The sequence below is a fragment of the Streptococcus infantis genome (assembly GCF_047464615.1).
Classification (GTDB): domain Bacteria; phylum Bacillota; class Bacilli; order Lactobacillales; family Streptococcaceae; genus Streptococcus; species Streptococcus infantis_Y.
The window spans coordinates 1-14,875 of the sequence record NZ_JASHBO010000023.1 but is presented as its reverse complement, the minus strand read 5'-3'; the positions used below and the strand labels follow the sequence as shown (position 1 = coordinate 14,875).

At 39.3% G+C, this 14,875-nt stretch carries 10 protein-coding genes and 1 pseudogene; 7 read left to right on the top strand and 4 right to left on the bottom strand.

The window, feature by feature from the left end; genetic code table 11:
- A pseudogene (locus tag QM450_RS10020) lies at window positions 1-108 on the top strand (IS5/IS1182 family transposase); the annotation flags it as partial.
- 377 nt (window positions 109-485) lie between these two features.
- On the opposite strand, the gene QM450_RS10015 reads toward QM450_RS10020, so the two are convergent.
- Both QM450_RS10015 and QM450_RS10010 read right to left on the bottom strand, forming a co-directional pair.
- A complete protein-coding gene (locus QM450_RS10015; protein WP_000081949.1) occupies window positions 486-1,226 on the bottom strand; it encodes an amino acid ABC transporter ATP-binding protein in 741 nt (246 codons plus the stop codon).
- A complete protein-coding gene (locus tag QM450_RS10010) occupies window positions 1,226-2,791 on the bottom strand; it encodes an ABC transporter substrate-binding protein/permease (protein ID WP_414320502.1) in 1,566 nt (521 codons plus the stop codon). Before QM450_RS10010 ends, QM450_RS10015 begins: the two co-directional genes overlap by 1 nt.
- Before the next feature lie 130 nt (window positions 2,792-2,921).
- Here QM450_RS10010 and QM450_RS10005 point away from each other — a divergent pair, with 130 nt between their 5' ends.
- Window positions 2,922-4,814 carry a DUF2207 family protein gene (locus QM450_RS10005; protein ID WP_414320501.1) on the top strand — a complete coding sequence of 631 codons (1,893 nt, stop codon included), beginning with the start codon at window positions 2,922-2,924 and terminating at the stop codon, window positions 4,812-4,814.
- 61 nt (window positions 4,815-4,875) lie between these two features.
- The gene (locus tag QM450_RS10000; RefSeq protein WP_414320500.1) at window positions 4,876-5,721 is read left to right on the top strand and encodes an undecaprenyl-diphosphate phosphatase; all 846 of its coding nucleotides are present in this window, start codon (window positions 4,876-4,878) and stop codon (window positions 5,719-5,721) included.
- A gap of 34 nt (window positions 5,722-5,755) precedes the next feature.
- Here the strand turns inward: QM450_RS10000 and dinB are convergent, their stop codons facing one another.
- Window positions 5,756-6,817, bottom strand: a complete 1,062-nt coding sequence (gene dinB, locus QM450_RS09995) for a DNA polymerase IV (RefSeq protein ID WP_414285295.1) — start codon at window positions 6,815-6,817, stop codon at window positions 5,756-5,758.
- 237 nt (window positions 6,818-7,054) lie between these two features.
- On the opposite strand from dinB, the gene pflB reads away from it, so the two are divergent.
- Both pflB and QM450_RS09985 read left to right on the top strand, forming a co-directional pair.
- The gene (gene pflB / locus QM450_RS09990) at window positions 7,055-9,370 is read left to right on the top strand and encodes a formate C-acetyltransferase (RefSeq protein WP_049527379.1); all 2,316 of its coding nucleotides are present in this window, start codon (window positions 7,055-7,057) and stop codon (window positions 9,368-9,370) included.
- Between the two features lie 403 nt (window positions 9,371-9,773).
- Window positions 9,774-11,876, top strand: a complete 2,103-nt coding sequence (locus tag QM450_RS09985; RefSeq protein ID WP_414320499.1) for an AAA family ATPase — start codon at window positions 9,774-9,776, stop codon at window positions 11,874-11,876.
- A 54-nt stretch (window positions 11,877-11,930) separates the two neighbouring features.
- Here QM450_RS09985 and QM450_RS09980 read toward each other — a convergent pair whose 3' ends face one another.
- Window positions 11,931-12,413: an S-ribosylhomocysteine lyase gene (locus tag QM450_RS09980; protein WP_414320498.1), complete on the bottom strand. Its 483-nt coding sequence runs from the start codon at window positions 12,411-12,413 to the stop codon at window positions 11,931-11,933.
- A gap of 225 nt (window positions 12,414-12,638) precedes the next feature.
- On the opposite strand from QM450_RS09980, the gene QM450_RS09975 reads away from it, so the two are divergent.
- Both QM450_RS09975 and QM450_RS09970 read left to right on the top strand, forming a co-directional pair.
- Entirely contained in the window at window positions 12,639-14,621 is a 1,983-nt protein-coding gene (locus QM450_RS09975; RefSeq protein WP_414320497.1) for a peptide ABC transporter substrate-binding protein, read from the top strand.
- A gap of 146 nt (window positions 14,622-14,767) precedes the next feature.
- A partial coding sequence (locus QM450_RS09970) for an IS630 transposase-related protein (protein ID WP_414320503.1) occupies window positions 14,768-14,875 on the top strand: 108 nt, incomplete at its 3' end.

Genomic DNA, 14,875 nt, shown 5'->3' with positions numbered 1-14,875 from the left:
GTAAAAACGTTTAAAATATTTTCAACAACCTATCGAAATCGACGTAAACGCTTCGGATTACGAATGAATTTGATTGCTGGCATTATCAACCGTGAACTAGGATTTTAGTTTCGCAGGAAGTCTAATGAATTAGGTTGACAGGGAGCTGAGTGACTTCATACTCTTCGAAAATCAAATTCAAACCACGTCAGCTTCGCCTTGCCGTACTCAAGTACAGCCTGCGGCTCGCTTCCTAGTTTGCTCTTTGATTTTCATTGAGTATCACTCATGAAAATCAAATAAAAGATTAGGAATATAGCTACAAGCAATACTTGCTCAGGAAACAGAAGAAGGGATAAAAGTGATTTTTAAAGTATATAAAAAGAGGTCGGAATAAAAAACTCCGACCTTGATTTTTATATTTATGAGCCTTTGACTCAATGTTGATTGGGGATTGAAAAGGAATATAACTCTTGGTTTAAGAGGTTTATCCAACCGCTTTTGTCTTATCCTAAATAGCGTTGTAAAAATTCTCTTGTACGTTCCTCTTTAGGATTTGTAAATAAATCTTCAGGTTTGCCTTCTTCTGCAATCACACCTTTGTCCATAAAGATGACACGGTGTGAGACGTCACGAGCAAATTCCATTTCGTGGGTTACAACGATCATTGTCAAGCCTTCTTGAGCTAGTTCTTGCATGATTTTTAGAACTTCACCGACCATTTCAGGGTCAAGGGCTGAAGTAGGCTCGTCAAAGAGAATGGCATCAGGATTCATAGAAAGCGCGCGAGCAATGGCTACACGTTGCTTTTGACCACCAGAAAGTTGTTTTGGTTTAGCTTGCCAGTAGCGCTCTCCCATTCCAACTTTTTCAAGGTTTTCTTTAGCAATTTTCTCTGCTTCTGATCGTTCACGTTTGAGGACAGTTGTCTGTGCAACAATCGTATTTTCAAGAACGTTGAGATTTTCAAAGAGGTTAAAGGATTGGAAAACCATGCCTAGTTTTTCACGATAGTGAGTGAGGTTATACCCTTTTTCAAGTACGTTTTCACCGTGATAAAGGATCTCACCTTCAGTTGGTGTTTCGAGAAGGTTGATAGAGCGTAGGAAGGTTGATTTACCACTACCGGAACTACCGATGATAGAAATCACTTCTCCTTTATGAATAGTGAGAGAGATGTCTTTTAGGACCTCGTTTTGCCCGTAGGATTTTTTGAGGTGTTTGATTTCAAGGATTGGTTGACTCATTATTTCAAATCCTCCGTTTGCATTTGGTTAGCACCTGTTGTATAAGTATCCATATCCATACGTTTTTCGATGAAGCGTAGGATACGCGTTACTGTGAAGGTGAGGACAAAGTAGATAACTGCGATGATGGTAAAGGTTTGGAAGTACTGGTAGGTTTGTGTTGCTACTGTATTTCCTGAGAAGTAAAGTTCTACAACAGAGATAACGTTCAATACAGAAGTATCCTTGATGTTGATGACGAACTCATTACCAGTCGCTGGTAGAATATTTCGAACAACTTGAGGCAAAACAATCTTACGCATGGTCTGGTTATGAGTCATACCAAGTGCAGTTGCTGCTTCAAATTGTCCCTTATCAACAGCCAGAATACCACCACGAACAATTTCAGTCATGTAAGCACCAGTGTTGATTGAAACGATAAAGATAGCAGCTAGCGTACGGTCTAGATTGATTCCGAAAGCTTGAGCAGTTCCATAGTAGATAACCATAGATTGTACAATCATAGGTGTTCCACGGAAAATTTCGATATAGATATTGAGAATCCAACCGATTAGTTTTTGGATACCAAAGATAAATTGGTTTTCAGATAGAGGTGCTGTACGGAAGACACCGATAGCAAGACCGATAGCGAGACCAACGATGGTACCGATAATTGAAATGAGAAGGGTAATACCAGCACCACGCAAGAGTTGTTGCCAGTTTTCAGTCAGAATTTTAGCGACTTGACCAAAGAAATTACTGTTGCTTTCTTCTGTCGTTGTAGATTCTGCTGGTTGCTCTTTAATCATACGATCCATGAGCGCAACTTGTTCATCTTTAGAAATGGTTTCAATACTGGCGTTGATTTGGCTGATACGGTCATCATCTTTACGAAGTCCAATAGCGATAGACGTATCTTCTTCACCAGTTTTAAAACCAGGTTCAGGCTGAATAATTTTGAACTTAGCGTTTGCTGATTCGGCAGTTAGGGCTTCAGGACGTTCAGAAACGTAGGCATCAATGACACCAGCTTCAAGAGCTTGACGCATTTGGGCGAAATCTCCCATGGCAGTTTCCTTCTGAGCGCCTGAGATTTGTGAAATCAAATCATAAAGGTAAACACCTTGTTGAGAAGTGATTTTTGCTCCGCTAAAGTCCTCTAGTGATTTGGCGTTTGCATAGACAGAATCCTTTTTGACCAAAAGTACTGGTTCGCTAGTATAGTAGCTGCTTGAAAATGCAATTTCTTGTTTGCGTTCAGCAGTTGGGCTCATACCTGCAATGATCATATCAATCTTACCAGAAGTAAGGGCTGGGACAAGTCCTTCCCACTTGGTTTTAACAACCAAGGGCTCTTTGCCTAGGTCCTTAGCAATCTTTTTAGCTATTTGGACGTCGTAACCATTAGCATATTGGTTGGTTCCATCGATTTTGACAGCGCCGTTACTGTCGTCATCTTGAGTCCAGTTAAAGGGTGCGTAGGCTGCCTCCATACCGATGCGTAAATATTCATCGGCTTGGACCTGGCTAACTAGTCCTAAAGTAAGGGCCAGGCTAGCAAGGATAGTTAAGCATAATTTTTTCATGTTTTCTCCTATTTCTAGTCTAAAATTGCTTCTCTCTATTGTATCGAAAATTAGCAAGTTTTTCAATCCTAGTAAACCCTTACTTGGAAAAAAATGATATAATGAGAAAAAGGTCAAAAGAGGCTATATTATGAAAAAAAGATGGTTAATAGTACTTATATTTACTTGTCTGATAATTGTTCCAAAATTGGTTTTTGCCGTGGATTTCAGCATTCCATCCTATAAAGGAGAACTGTATATTCATGCAGACAATACAGCGGAATTTAGGCAGAAGATAGTTTATCAGTTCGAGGATGATTTTAATGGCCAAATCGTGGGTCTTGGTCGTGCAGGCAAGATGCCTAGTGGATTTGAAATTGATCCTCATCCAAAGGTTGAGGCCTTTAAAAATGGTCATAAAATCGAAAATCTTACTAGCGAAGTGACAGAAGAAACGAATGGTTATACTGTTAAAGTCTATAATCCAGGTCAGGAAGGGGACAGGGTCGAAGTGGAACTTACCTGGCAATTGAAAAACCTTCTTTTCTTATATGATGATATCGCTGAATTAAATTGGCAACCCTTAACAGACAGTTCGGAATCTATTGAAAAGTTTGAGTTTCATGTAAGCGGAGAGAAGGGGGCTGAAAAACTCTTTTTCCACACAGGTCAACTTTATAGAGAGGGAAGGATTGAACAGAGTGGTCATGACTATACTATTCGCTTAGACAATCTTCCGTCTAAGCGCGGAGTTGAGTTGCATGCCTACTGGCCTCGAACTGATTTTGCTAGCGCTACAGATCAGGGCTTAAAAGGGAATCGTTTAGAAGAGTTTAATAAGATAGAAGACTCGATTGTTAGAGAAAAAGAGCAGAGTAAACAACTCGTTACTTGGGTGTTTCCTTCAATACTTTCCATCTCCTTGTTATTGAGTATCTGCTTCTATTTTATTTATAGAAGAAAAACCACTCCTTCAGTCAAATATGCCAAAAATCATCGTCTCTATGAACCGCCGATGGAATTAGAGCCTATGGTTTTATCTGAATCTGTTTACTCGACCTCCTTGGAGGAAGTAAGCCCTCTAATCAAAGGAGCAGGCAAATTCACCTTCAACCAGCTTATTCAGGCTACCTTACTAGATGTAATCGACCGTGGTAATGTCTCTATTATTTCAGAAGGAGATGTAGTTGCTTTAAGGTTAGTAAAAGAAGATGGCTTGGCAAGCTTTGAGAGGACCTGCCTAAATCTGGCCTTTTCAGGTAAAAAAGACGTTGCTATTTCCGATCTGTTTGCAGATTATAGGGTCTCTGAGAGCCTTTACCGTGGAGCGAAAGCTACTGATGAAAAACGGATTCAAACAAAAGGCCGTAAGCTCAAATATTCTTTTGAAAGAGCATTGAAAGAGATGCAAGAAGGGGTGAAGGACCGAGTCTCTTTCTTGGGGCTACCAGCTTATTATCGTCCCTTGACTAGCGGGGAAAAGGTCTTGCAAGTGAGTATGGGTGTTTCTACTATTTTCCCACTAATCATCGGATTTGGTTTGTTCTTGTACAGTTTGGACGTTCATGGCTATCTTTACCTCCCCTTGCCAATACTTGGCTCATTAGGTTTAATGTTGGCTGTTTTCTATTATTGGAAGCTTCGACTAGATAATCGTGATGGTGTCCTAAATGAAGCAGGAGCAGAGGTCTATTATCTTTGGACGAGCTTTGAAAATATGTTGCGTGAGATTGCACGACTGGATCAGGCAGAGTTGGAAAGTATTGTAGTCTGGAATCGTCTACTGGTGTATGCAACCTTGTTTGGCTGTGCTGACAAGGTGAGCCATTTGATGAAGGTTCACCAGATCCAAGTTGAAAATCCAGATATCAATCTCTATGTAGCCTATGGCTGGCATAGCATGTTTTACCATTCAACAGCGCAAATGAGCCATTATGCCAGTGTCGCAAATACGGCAAGTACTTACTCAGTATCTTCTAGTAGTGGAAGTTCTGGTGGCGGATTCTCTGGAGGCGGTGGCGGCGGCAGTATCGGCGCCTTTTAAAGAAAACTAAACACAGCTTATAAAAGTATGATATAATGGAGGATAGAAAAAGGAGTAATCTATGTATCTTATTGAAATTTTAAAATCTATCTTTTTTGGGATTGTTGAAGGAATTACGGAATGGTTGCCGATTTCGAGTACTGGTCACTTGATTTTGGCAGAAGAGTTTATTCAGTATAAAGACCAGAGTGAAGCCTTCATGTCTATGTTTAACGTAGTTATTCAACTGGGTGCTATCCTAGCCGTTATGGTTATCTACTTTAACAAGCTTAATCCCTTCAAACCTGGTAAGGATAAAGTGGAAATCCGTAGAACTTGGCAGTTATGGTCCAAAGTTTTTGTAGCGACTCTTCCTCTTCTTTTAGTCTTTAAGTTTGATGATTGGTTTGATACTCACTTCCATAATATGGTTTCAGTAGCCATTATGTTGATTGTTTATGGGGTTGCTTTCATTTATCTTGAAAAACGCAACAAAGCACAAGCAATTGAGCCAACAGTAACTGAGCTAGATAAGTTACCTTATAAAACAGCCCTCTATATTGGTCTTTTCCAAGTCTTGGCCCTTTTACCTGGGACTAGCCGTTCTGGGGCAACGATTGTCGGTGGTTTGTTAAATGGAACTAGTCGTTCGGTGGTAACTGAGTTTACCTTCTACCTAGGAATTCCAGTTATGTTTGGAGCCAGTGCTTTGAAGATTTTTAAATTCATCAAGGCAGGAGAAGTTTTGAGTTTTGGTCAATTTTTCTTACTTCTAGTTGCCATGGTAGTAGCTTTTGCAGTCAGCATGGTTGCCATTCGTTTCTTGACCAGCTATGTCAAAAAACACGACTTTACGATGTTTGGTAAATACCGCATTGTCCTTGGTAGTGTCTTGCTACTTTATAGCTTTATTCGATTATTTGTATAAGAAAAAAACCTTGAGGGAAGCTTCCTTCAAGGTTTTAAAATCCAGTCACTGTGACACCCAATAAGCGAACGTCTTTATCTTTATCTGCCAGAGATTCGTAAAGTTGGATAGCCATTTGTGAAATAGTTTCAGCATCTTGGATCTTTTGAGATAAGCTTTTCCGCTTAGTCATTGTAGAAAAGTCAGCATAGCGGATTTTTAAAATAACAATCTTTCCAGATTTTTCATGTTTTTGAAGACTTAGGGCAACTCTTTCCGAAAGGAGAGTTAGCTCTTTTTTGATATCCTCTTCTAGATTGAGAATTTTACTATAAGTTTTTTCTTTTCCGATAGACTTACGAATGCGATTGGATTTGACGGGAGAATTATCAATGCCACGAGCCTTGCGATACAGGTCAAAACCGAGTCTACCAAAACGATCAATGAGACTAATTTCAGAAATTTTTAAAAGGTCAGCTCCTGTGAATACGCCCATTTGATGCAATTTCTCAACTGTTTTCTTACCTACACCGTGGAATTTAGCGATATCCATTTGTTTGAGAAAATCTTCAGCTTCATTAGGGAGAATAACTGTCAGACCTCGAGGTTTTTGGTAATCGCTGGCTATTTTAGCTAAGAATTTATTGTAAGACACACCAGCAGAAGAGGTCAAATGAAGTTCATTCCAAATATCTTGTTGAATTAGTCGAGCGATTTTAACAGCGGACTTGATGCCGAGTTTGTTTTCAGTCACGTCTAGATAAGCTTCATCGATACTCATAGGCTCGATATTATCCGTATAACGTTTGAAAATAGCTCGAATCTGTTGACCGACAGCAGTATATTTTTCGTAGTTTCCAGAAATGAAAACTGCTTGAGGGCAACGTTCATAGGCTTCTTTAGAACTCATGGCTGAGTGGATGCCAAATGCTCGTGCTTCATAGCTACAGGTAGAAACAACACCGCGACCACCAGTTTTTCTAGGGTCACTACCAATCACAACTGGCTTCCCTTTAAGTTTGGGATTGTCTCGAATTTCAACAGCAGCAAAAAAGGCATCCATGTCAATATGGATGATTTTACGAGATAAATCATTCATTAGTGGAAAAATCAACATGGAGAAACCTCTCAGTGCCAGTTTGTTTAATTTTATTATACTCTTTTTCTGAAAAAATGAAAATCAAAATAACCTCTTTCAAAAATATAATACAGTTTGTGGCATATTTCGGACTGTATTAGAAAAGAAAGTGTTAAAAAAGTGAGTTTTTAGTTGTTGAAATCGTTTACTGTGTGTTATACTGAATACATGAATGTAACAGATGACTGTTACTAGAAAGAAAAAAGAGGAATTAACATGGTTGTTAAGACAGTTGTTGAAGCACAGGACATTTTTGACAAAGCCTGGGAAGGCTTTAAAGGTGTTGACTGGAAAGAAAAAGCAAGTGTATCACGCTTTGTACAAGCAAACTACACTCCTTATGATGGAGATGAAAGCTTCCTTGCAGGACCAACAGAACGTTCACTCCACATCAAAAAAATCGTAGAAGAAACTAAAGCACACTACGAAGAAACTCGTTTCCCAATGGACACTCGTCCAACTTCTATTGCTGATATTCCTGCTGGATTTATCGACAAAGAAAACGAATTGATTTATGGTATCCAAAACGATGAACTCTTCAAATTGAACTTCATGCCAAAAGGTGGTATCCGTATGGCTGAAACTACTTTGAAAGAAAATGGATACGAACCAGATCCAGCTGTTCACGAAATTTTCACTAAATACGTAACAACTGTTAACGATGGTATCTTCCGTGCTTACACTTCAAACATCCGTCGTGCTCGTCACGCTCACACTGTAACTGGTCTTCCAGATGCATACTCACGTGGACGTATCATCGGTGTTTATGCACGTCTTGCTCTTTACGGTGCAGACTACTTGATGCAAGAAAAAGTTAACGATTGGAACTCAATCGAAGAAATCGATGAAGAAACAATCCGTCTTCGTGAAGAAATCAACCTTCAATATCAAGCATTGCAACAAGTTGTACGCTTGGGTGATCTTTACGGAGTTGATGTTCGTAAACCAGCGATGAACGTTAAAGAAGCTATCCAATGGGTAAACATTGCCTTTATGGCTGTCTGCCGTGTTATCAACGGTGCGGCTACATCTCTTGGACGTGTGCCAATCGTATTGGACATCTTTGCAGAACGTGATCTTGCTCGTGGTACATTTACTGAATCAGAAATCCAAGAATTTGTTGATGATTTCGTTATGAAACTTCGTACAGTTAAATTTGCTCGTACAAAAGCTTACGACCAATTGTACTCAGGTGACCCAACCTTCATCACAACTTCTATGGCTGGTATGGGTAACGACGGTCGTCACCGTGTTACTAAGATGGACTACCGTTTCTTGAACACTCTTGACAACATCGGTAACTCTCCAGAACCAAACTTGACAGTTCTTTGGACTGACAAATTGCCATACAACTTCCGTCGCTACTGTATGCACATGAGCCACAAACACTCTTCAATCCAATACGAAGGTGTAACAACAATGGCTAAAGATGGATATGGTGAAATGAGCTGTATCTCATGTTGTGTATCTCCACTTGACCCAGAAAACGAAGAACAACGTCACAACATCCAGTACTTCGGTGCTCGCGTTAACGTTCTTAAAGCTCTTCTTACTGGTTTGAACGGTGGTTACGATGATGTTCATAAAGACTACAAAGTATTTGACATCGAACCAATCCGTGATGAAGTTCTTGAATTCGAATCAGTTAAAGCTAACTTTGAAAAATCTCTTGACTGGTTGACTGACACTTACGTAGATGCTTTGAACATCATCCACTACATGACTGACAAGTACAACTATGAAGCTGTTCAAATGGCCTTCTTGCCAACTAAACAACGTGCGAACATGGGATTCGGTATCTGTGGATTCGCTAATACTGTTGACACATTGTCAGCTATCAAGTACGCTACAGTTAAACCAATTCGTGACGAAAATGGCTACATCTACGATTATGAAACAATCGGTGAATACCCACGTTGGGGTGAAGATGACCCACGTTCAAACGAATTGGCAGAATGGTTGATCGAAGCTTACACAACTCGTCTACGTAGCCACAAACTTTACAAAGACGCAGAAGCTACAGTATCACTTTTGACTATCACATCTAATGTTGCTTACTCTAAACAAACTGGTAACTCACCAGTCCACAAAGGTGTATACCTCAACGAAGATGGTTCAGTGAACTTGTCTAAACTTGAATTCTTCTCACCAGGTGCTAACCCATCTAACAAAGCTAAAGGTGGATGGTTGCAAAACTTGAACTCACTTGCTAGCCTTGACTTTGGTTACGCAGCTGATGGTATCTCATTGACAACTCAAGTATCACCACGTGCTCTTGGTAAAACTCGTGACGAACAAGTTGATAACTTGGTAACAATCCTTGATGGTTACTTCGAAAACGGTGGACAACACGTTAACTTGAACGTTATGGACTTGAACGATGTTTACGAAAAGATCATGTCAGGTGAAGACGTAATCGTACGTATCTCAGGATACTGTGTAAATACTAAGTACCTCACTCCAGAACAAAAAACTGAATTGACACAACGTGTCTTCCACGAAGTTCTTTCAATGGATGATGCATTGAGCTAAGATTCATAAATAGTAAATAAAAACCAGTCATTTTGACTGGTTTTTTGGTATAAAAAAATATTTAAAAAAAGTTGGTCAAAATTGGTCAAATATCTTGACTAATACTGACTAAAGTGATATACTAAGAACATAAGGATAAGGAAATCCTTAGAAAACCTTGATTTTAAGGTGATTGTGTAATTTATCTTAAGGTCAAAGTATGGGTAAAACCTAGAAAAGAGGTGCAACCTATGTTTAACATTAGTATTTTTAGAATTCCAATTACAAAATCTACATTGGATAAATAAAAACCAGAAATTATACGTAGAGTAGCAAGTAGCTAGTCTAAATTTTTTAAAACAAAGGTCAGAGAAAGTCAAATTAATTTGACTAACTAATTTTGAAAACAAACGAGGTATGAAATATGAACAACAACTTTAATAACTTTAACAACATGGATGATTTATTTAACCAATTGATGGGCGGTATGCGTGGATATAGTTCAGAAAACCGTCGTTACTTGATTAACGGTCGTGAAGTAACACCTGAAGAATTCGCGATTTACCGTCAAACAGGTCAACTTCCTAGCGAAGGGAGTGATCAAGCTCAGTACGTTCAAGGGAAAGTTATGAAACAAGATGGTATTCTTGCGAAACTTGGACGTAACTTAACAGCAGAAGCTCGTGAAGGGAAGTTGGACCCAGTGATTGGACGTAATAAAGAAATCCAAGAAACTTCTGAAATTCTTTCTCGTCGCACAAAGAATAATCCAGTTCTCGTCGGTGATGCTGGTGTTGGTAAAACGGCAGTAGTAGAAGGTCTTGCCCAAGCTATCGTGAATGGTGATGTTCCAGCAGCAATCAAGAACAAAGAAATCATTTCAATTGATATTTCTGGACTTGAAGCTGGTACTCAATACCGTGGTAGCTTTGAAGAAAACATTCAAAACTTGGTAAACGAGGTTAAAGAAGCTGGAAATATTATCCTCTTCTTCGATGAAATCCACCAAATCCTTGGTGCAGGTAGCACAGGGGATGGTCAAGGATCTAAGGGGCTTGCTGATATCTTGAAGCCTGCTCTTTCACGTGGTGAATTGACAGTAATTGGGGCAACAACTCAAGATGAATATCGCAACACTATTTTGAAAAATGCTGCTCTTGCTCGTCGTTTCAACGAAGTAAAAGTTAATGCACCATCTGCTGAAGATACTTTCAAGATTCTTCAAGGTATTCGTGATCTTTATCAACAACACCACAATGTCATTTTGCCAGATGAAGTCTTGAAAGCAGCTGTTGATTACTCTGTTCAATACATTCCACAACGTAGCTTGCCAGATAAGGCTATTGACCTTGTGGATGTGACAGCTGCTCACTTGGCAGCTCAACATCCCGTGACAGATGTACATGCAGTTGAGCACGAAATTCAAGCGGAAAAAACTAAACAAGAAGAAGCTGCTGCTAAAGAAGATTACGAAGCGGCTCTAAATGCAAAAGTCCGTATCGAAGAACTTGAAAAGAAAATTGCCAACCATACAGAAGATCATAAGGTTACTGCAACTGTCAATGACGTAGCTGAGTCTGTTGAACGGATGACTGGTATTCCAGTATCCCAAATGGGTGCAACCGATATCGAACGCTTGAAAGATATGGGTAATCGTTTGCAAACTAAGGTTATCGGTCAAGATAAGGCTGTTGAAGCAGTAGCACGTGCCATCCGTCGTAATCGTGCAGGCTTTGACGAAGGGAATCGTCCAATCGGTAGCTTCCTCTTTGTAGGTCCTACCGGTGTCGGTAAAACTGAGTTGGCTAAACAATTGGCTCTTGATATGTTCGGAACTAAAGATACTATTATCCGTTTGGATATGTCAGAATACAGCGACCGCACAGCCGTTTCTAAATTGATTGGTACTACTGCAGGTTATATTGGTTACGATGACAATAACAATACCTTGACTGAGCGAGTTCGTCGTAATCCATACTCAATTGTCCTTCTTGACGAGATTGAAAAGGCTGACCCTCAAGTCATCACCCTTCTTCTTCAAGTCTTAGATGATGGCCGTTTGACAGACGGTCAAGGTAACACTGTAAACTTCAAGAATACAGTGATTATCGCAACTTCAAATGCTGGCTTTGGTTACGAAGCAAACTTGACAGAAGAAGCGGACAAACCAGAGCTCATGGATCGTTTGAAACCATACTTCCGTCCAGAATTCCTCAACCGCTTTAACGCTGTGATCGAATTCTCACACTTGAGCAAGGAAGATCTTTCTAAGATTGTGGATTTGATGTTGATTGATGTCAATAAGACACTTGCTAAGAAAGAAATCGACTTGGCAGTGAGCGATGCAGCTAAAGAATACATGACTGAAGAAGGTTATGATGAAGTCATGGGTGTTCGTCCTCTCCGTCGTGTAGTTGAACAACAAATTCGTGACAAAGTCACAGACTTCCACTTAGATAATTTGGATGCTAAACACCTTGAAGCCGATATGGAAGATGGTGTCTTGGTCATTCGTGAGAAAGCTTAAATCAAGGTTTTGCGAATCAAAAAAGGAACCAGTTGAAAAACTGGTTCTTTTGTGTTAAATGACATGACGCTCAAAGGCATCATCTGAGATTCCTTGTTCAAGAATCAATTTTGCCCATTCCTTAGCTGAAAATAGGCTATGATCCTTGTAGTTACCACAAGATTCAATGGTAGTTCCTGGGACATCCTCCCAAGTTGTAGTCTCAGCGATTTCCTTCAGTGAATTCTTGATGACAGCAGCGATTTCTGCGCTAGTATGACGTCCCCACATAATCATATGGAAACCTGTACGACACCCAAATGGTGAACAATCAATCATCCCGTCAATGCGAGTACGGATGAGTTTGGCTAAGAGGTGCTCTATCGTATGAAGACCAGCAGTAGGGATTGAGTCTTCGTTTGGTTGAACCAAGCGAATATCAAAGTTAGAAATGATATCTCCTTTAGGACCTGTTTCTTCTCCGATTAAACGGACATACGGTGCTTTAACAATGGTGTGATCGAGTTCAAAACTTTCAACAATAACTTCTTTTGACATGGTATTTCCTTTCAATTTTCTCCTTTCATTATATCATAAAGGTGTCTGTTGACAAATGCTAAGGACGGATATTTTCCATGTTAGCTTGTTTAAAAGAGAATTAGATATGAGTTGGAATTTTTAAATAAGTCATATTTTAAAATCAATTTGAAAAATTCTGAAAATTGTATTGACACTTGGCTGAAAAGGGATTATAATGTATAAAAAGTCATAAAGGAGTTTATTATGAAATTTTCAAAAGTAATAGCCCTAGCAGGGGTGACTCTGTTAGCGTCTGGTGTTTTGGCGGCTTGTTCAGGTTCAGGCTCTAGTGCAAAGGGTGAGAAAACTTTTTCTTATGTTTATGAAACAGATCCAGATAGCCTCAACTATCTGACAACAGGTAAGGCTGCGGTTGCGAATATCACAAGTAATGTCGTTGACGGTTTGATGGAGAATGACCGCTACGGCAACTTCGTGCCATCTTTGGCAGAAGACTGGTCAGTATCTCAAGATGGTTTGACTTACACTTATACAATCCGTAAAGATGCTAAGTGGTACACTTCTGAAGGTGAAGAGTATGCACCTGTGAAAGCTCAAGACTTTGTAACAGGTCTTAAGTATGCGGCTGACAATAAGTCAGAAGCCCTTTATCTTGTTCAAGAATCTATTAAAGGTCTTGATGCTTATGTAAAAGGTGAAGTTAAAGACTTCTCAGAAGTTGGAATCAAGGCTGTAGATGATCAAACAGTTCAATACACTTTGAACAAACCAGAAAGCTTCTGGAACTCTAAGACAACCATGGGAATTCTTGCACCAGTCAATGAAGAATTCCTTACTTCTAAAGGAAGTGACTTTGCTAAAGCAACAGATCCAAGCAGTATCCTTTATAATGGTCCTTTCTTGTTGAAATCATTAGTAGCAAAATCTTCAGTAGAATTTGAAAAGAATCCAAACTACTGGGATAAGGACAATGTTCATATTGATAAAGTAAAACTTTCATTCTGGGATGGTCAAGACAATAACAAACTTGCAGAAACCTTTAAAGATGGTGGTTTCTCAATGGCACTTCTCTTCCCAACAAGTGGAAGCTACTCTGAACTTGAAAAAGAGTTTAAGGATAACATCGTTTATACAACACAAGATTCTACAACTTTCTTAGTCGGTACGAATATTGACCGTCAGTCTTACAAATATACTTCTAAGACTACAGACGAGCAAAAGACTTCAACTAAGAAAGCTCTTCTTAACAAAGACTTCCGTCAAGCCATCGCCTTTGGTTTTGATAGAACAGCTTATGCTTCTCAAGTTAATGGAGAAAGTGGAGCAAGCAAACTCCTTCGTAACTTGTTCGTACCACCAACATTTGTTCAAGCAGATGGTAAAAACTTTGGTGACTTAGTTAAGGAAAAATTAGTGACCTATGGTGATGAGTGGAAAGATGTTAATCTAGAAGACGCTCAAGACGGTCTTTACAATCCTGAAAAAGCAAAAGCAGAGTTTGCTAAGGCTAAAACAGCTCTTCAAGCGGAGGGGGTTCAATTCCCAATCCACTTGGATATGCCAGTTGACCAAACCAATACTACAAAAGTTCAACGTGTTCAATCATTGAAACAATCGCTTGAAGCAACATTAGGAACTGACAATGTCGTTATTGATATCCAACAACTTCAAAAAGATGAAGTTCTCAATGTCACTTACTTTGCAGAATCAGCTGCTGGAGAAGATTGGGACCTTTCAGATAACGTTGGTTGGTCTCCAGACTACATCGACCCATCTACATACCTTGATATCATCAAACCATCAGTAGGTGAAAATACTAAGACTTACCTAGGATTTGATTCAGGTACAAATAACGCTGCTGCCAAACAAGTTGGTTTGGAAGATTACGAAAAGATGGTTGTTGAAGCTGGAAATGAAGACACTGATGTTTCAAAACGTTATGATAAATATGCTGCAGCCCAAGCTTGGTTGACAGATAGTGCATTGATTATTCCAACAACTTCTAAAACTGGACGTCCAATGTTGTCTAAGATGGTGCCATTCACACTTCCGTTTGCTTACTCAGGTAACAAGGGAACAAGTGAAGCCCTCTTGTACAAATACCTTGAACTTCAAGATAAGCCAGTAACTGCTGATGAATATCAAAAAGCTCAAGATAAATGGAAGAAAGAAAAAGAAGAATCTAATAAAAAAGCGCAAGAAGACCTTGCAAATCATGTTAAATAATAAAAACGAGGCCGGACAAAAAGTCTGGCCTTTTGATATCATTGCTGAGACATCAGTTTGATATTTTGGTTATTAGTTCAAGCACTGCATTGAAGTAGTATAGTCAATTGAACCTAAAACAGTACATAATGTGGTATAATCTTCTTATGGCATATTCATTAGATTTTCGTAAAAAAGTTCTCGCTTATTGTGAGCGAACAGGTAGTATAACAGAAGCATCACACATTTTCCAAATCTCACGTAATACCATTTAT

Bases quoted from the DNA above. Each gene is read 5' to 3' on its own strand.
- QM450_RS10015 (WP_000081949.1), bottom strand. From the start codon at position 1,226: ATGAGTCAACCAATCCTTGAAATCAAACACCTCAAAAAATCCTACGGG.
- QM450_RS10010 (WP_414320502.1), bottom strand. From the start codon at position 2,791: ATGAAAAAATTATGCTTAACTATCCTTGCTAGCCTGGCCCTTACTTTA.
- QM450_RS10005 (WP_414320501.1), top strand. From the start codon at position 2,922: ATGAAAAAAAGATGGTTAATAGTACTTATATTTACTTGTCTGATAATT.
- QM450_RS10000 (WP_414320500.1), top strand. From the start codon at position 4,876: ATGTATCTTATTGAAATTTTAAAATCTATCTTTTTTGGGATTGTTGAA.
- dinB (WP_414285295.1), bottom strand. From the start codon at position 6,817: ATGTTGATTTTTCCACTAATGAATGATTTATCTCGTAAAATCATCCAT.
- pflB (WP_049527379.1), top strand. From the start codon at position 7,055: ATGGTTGTTAAGACAGTTGTTGAAGCACAGGACATTTTTGACAAAGCC.
- QM450_RS09985 (WP_414320499.1), top strand. From the start codon at position 9,774: ATGAACAACAACTTTAATAACTTTAACAACATGGATGATTTATTTAAC.
- QM450_RS09980 (WP_414320498.1), bottom strand. From the start codon at position 12,413: ATGTCAAAAGAAGTTATTGTTGAAAGTTTTGAACTCGATCACACCATT.
- QM450_RS09975 (WP_414320497.1), top strand. From the start codon at position 12,639: ATGAAATTTTCAAAAGTAATAGCCCTAGCAGGGGTGACTCTGTTAGCG.